Consider the following 3,206-nt stretch of genomic DNA (forward strand, 5'->3'; position numbering starts at 1 on the left):
CGGCGACCAGCCGCTCGGCCCGCGCCACGACGTCCGCGGGCAGCTCGACGGACCCGCTCGCGGTGGCCACCAGGTCCAGCCGGACGCCGAGTTCGGCGGCGGCCCGGTCGAGCCGGCGCCGGTCGGCGGCGGAGCGCAGGTCGACCAGGGCGACCACCACGTAGTGGCCGCGCGGGTGGCTGGCGTGCAGGTCGCGGATGGTGTTGAGCACCGTCCTGCCGGTCGAGAACTCGTCGTCCACCAGCACCAGGGGGCCGTCCCCGGCGAGGAGTCCGGGATCGGCGGGGAGCAGCAGGTGCGAGGTGGCGTGCGAGTGCTCCTCCTCGAAGCCGCCGACCGGGGCCAGGCCGGGCACCGGGCGGCGGGTGGAGTGCAGGTAGGGGGCGTCCAGGCCGTCGGCGACGCTGTGGCCGAGGCCGGTGGCGGTCTCCGCGTAGCCGAGCACGACGGCCCGCGCGGCGGCCCGCGCGCCGAGCAGTCCGCGGACCCGGCGGCCGAGTTCGAGCCCGGTGCCGTGGACCACCGAGGGCCGCTGCGGCACGTGCTTGCCGAGCACGTTGGAGACCAGCAGGTGGGCGCGCTTCGGGTTCCCCGCGCGCAGCGCCAGGCCGACGAGTTCGGGGAGGCGCTCGGAGCCGGTCAGCGCGATCCCGGCCCGGTCGGCGACCCAGCGGCCGGTCCACGTCTGCGGTGTTGCTGTCACTGCTGGTCCTGCCTTCGATGGTGCGATGGTGCGTTCGTCATATCCGTCCTACGGGAACCGGAGGGAACGGCCGGGCCTCGGCGGCGCGAAGAAACGGTCGTACGGCGGTCGTCCGGGAGTACCGGGAGTCCGGGGAGTCCGGGGAGTACCGGGAGTACCGGGAGTGCAAGGAGTACGGGCAGCCTGCCGCACGGCAGACACCCGCCCACGGGATCAGCCGCACAGGCAGGCCGACAGCAGTTCCGCGAAGCTCACGTCCTCCCTGGCCACCCCGAACACCTCCGCACGCAGCAGCACCCGCTCCGCCCAGGCCCGGTGCGGCCGGGCCTCGTTCATCTTGTTGGTGTACGCCGAGCGCAGCACCCCGCCGCCGTCCTGCTCCTGCCGGAGGATGTCCCGGGCGTCGCAGTACTCCTCGTGCGTGACCACGGAGAGCGCGTGCACGGCGGGCACGTGGCTGGGGTGGATGCAGGTCTTGCCGAGCAGGCCGTTGGCCCGGTCCAGCTCGACCTCCCTGATCAGCCCGTCCAGGTCGTGTTCGATGATCCGCCGGCGGACCTCCTCCCCGGAGGCCCTGGCCGCCCCGGCGGCGGCGCCGACCGCGGCCCCGGCGAACGGGGTGCGGCGCAGCTGCGGCTTGAACATCCGCTCCTGCACCGGGAAGTACTCCCAAACCGGCCCGGTGATGGTGTGCCCGGTGCCGTCCGCCCGGCCGAGCACGTTGACCACGTCCCCGATCACCGCCGCGACCAGCGCGACGTCGTACGCGGTGAGGTCGGGCGAGCGCCGCAGGCCGTACGCGGAGCAGAGGTCGGTGACCCCGAGGCGGACGGCGAGCACCCGCTCCCGGTACCCGGCGAGCAGCTCGGCGAGACCGAACAGCTGCTCCCGCCTGGTCTCCAGGTGGGCGAGTTCGGGCGATTCCAGGACGGGCATGGCGAACAGCCGCCGCCCGGTCGCGGCCTCGGCGGCGGCCAGCGCGGCCAGGTACGCGCCACCGTTGGCGGGGGTGAACTTCGGCAGCACGAAGCCGCTGAGCAGCTCGACGGCCGGGCCGAGGCGTTCGGCCAGGTCGAGGATCTGGGCGGCGGTGCGGACCCGGATGAAGAGGAGGGGGTGACTCTGTGCACAGTCGGTGAAATCATTGACCAGGTCAGTCAACTGCTCGACCAGGTTCCGTTCGCCCGCGTCCACCTCGTGGTCGGCGATCGCGTCCTCCAGGCAGAGCACCATCGACACCACACCCCGACCAGCCTGTTTGCGGATGTCGGCCGCCAGGGCGGGCCTGGTGGCCGGGCTGTAGAGGGTGCCGCCGAGCGCGGTGGCGAGCACCGCCGGTTCGCTGCGCGCGGTGAACGGGCGCGGCTGCTCCAGGAAGAGCCGGCCGCGTACGTCCTCGGCGAGGTGGCCGAAATGGCGCATGTGCTCTCCTCCAGGAAGTGGACCGACCGCCGGCCCGTTGCCGACGACACCCTGGTCAACCTGCCGACCGGGCGCCATGGTTCCCCGGACGCGCCTCCGCCGGACGCCCTGCCGCCGAACCCCCCGGGGACCCTTCGACCGCCCATCGTACGGACGGGATCAGGCCGCTCCCGGTTCCCCGGCACTGAACTCCCGGAACATCCCGGTCCACTTGGACGATCATGGGCGCGACGTCGGCGAACTTCGGAAACGACGGCGGCAAACCTCGGAAAGCGCAAGTCTTGGCAAAGTCCGACCCGGCGCGGACCGGTCCGGTCACGTTGTCCGAAGGGGTGGCGAACAGGCAGGATGGTCGGCTATGACGCACGTGATGGCCAAGGGCGCCAACATCGCACTGCCGGCGGCGGCGGTCCGCGCCGTGCTGCGCTGGAGCGCCACGCCCGGTGCGCCGGACGTGGACGCGTCCGCGCTGCTGCTCGGCGCCGGCGGCAAGGTCCGCTCGGACGCCGACTTCGTCTTCTACAACCAGCCCCGCCACCCGTCCGGCCTGGTCCGCCACCTGCCCAAGCAGCAGACCTCCGGCGGCTCCGAGATCATCGACACGGTCGAGGTCGAGCTGGGCAAGCTGCCCGCCGAGGTGGACCGCGTGGTGCTGGCCGGCTCCTCCGAGGGCGGACCGTTCCGGGCGGTGCCGGGGCTGCGTCTGCTGCTCTTCGACGCCACGGCCGGCGAGGGCGCGCCCGCGCTCGCCGAGTTCCGGATCGAGGACGCCGAGACCGTCACCGCGCTGGTCGCGGGCGAGCTGTACCGTCGGGCCGGGGGCTGGAAGTTCCGGGCGATCGGCCAGGGTTACACCTCCGGACTGATCGGGCTCGCCACCGACTTCGGCATCACCGTGGACGACGAGGCGGAGGCCGAGCTGGCGGCGGCCTCCGCGTCCGGGTCCGCCGCCACCCCGTCCGGCGCGCTCGACCCGCGCAGCACCCCGCTGCCGGACCCGCGCTCGACCACCCCCGAGCCGGGCACCTTCACCCTGGCCCCGGCCGTCCCGCAGCCGACGCCCGAGCCGGTCCGGCCCCAG

General features: G+C 73.8%; 3 protein-coding genes. 1 reads left to right on the forward strand and 2 read right to left on the reverse strand.

Annotated elements, in window-relative coordinates; translation table 11 throughout:
* Positions 1-703 (reverse strand): phosphoribosyltransferase domain-containing protein (locus tag BU198_RS33265; RefSeq protein WP_188300568.1); only part of this gene is annotated, 703 nt, incomplete at its 3' end.
* Positions 704-916: 213 nt separating this feature from the next.
* Positions 917-2,125, reverse strand: a complete 1,209-nt coding sequence (locus BU198_RS33270) for an HpcH/HpaI aldolase/citrate lyase family protein (RefSeq protein ID WP_188300569.1) — start codon at positions 2,123-2,125, stop codon at positions 917-919.
* A gap of 358 nt (positions 2,126-2,483) precedes the next feature.
* Here BU198_RS33270 and BU198_RS33275 point away from each other — a divergent pair.
* On the forward strand, positions 2,484-3,206 hold a 723-nt coding region (locus BU198_RS33275; protein ID WP_188300570.1), incomplete at its 3' end, for a TerD family protein.

The organism is Streptomyces sp. CBMA156, assembly GCF_014596515.1.
In the GTDB taxonomy this organism is placed as follows: Bacteria; Actinomycetota; Actinomycetes; order Streptomycetales; family Streptomycetaceae; genus Kitasatospora.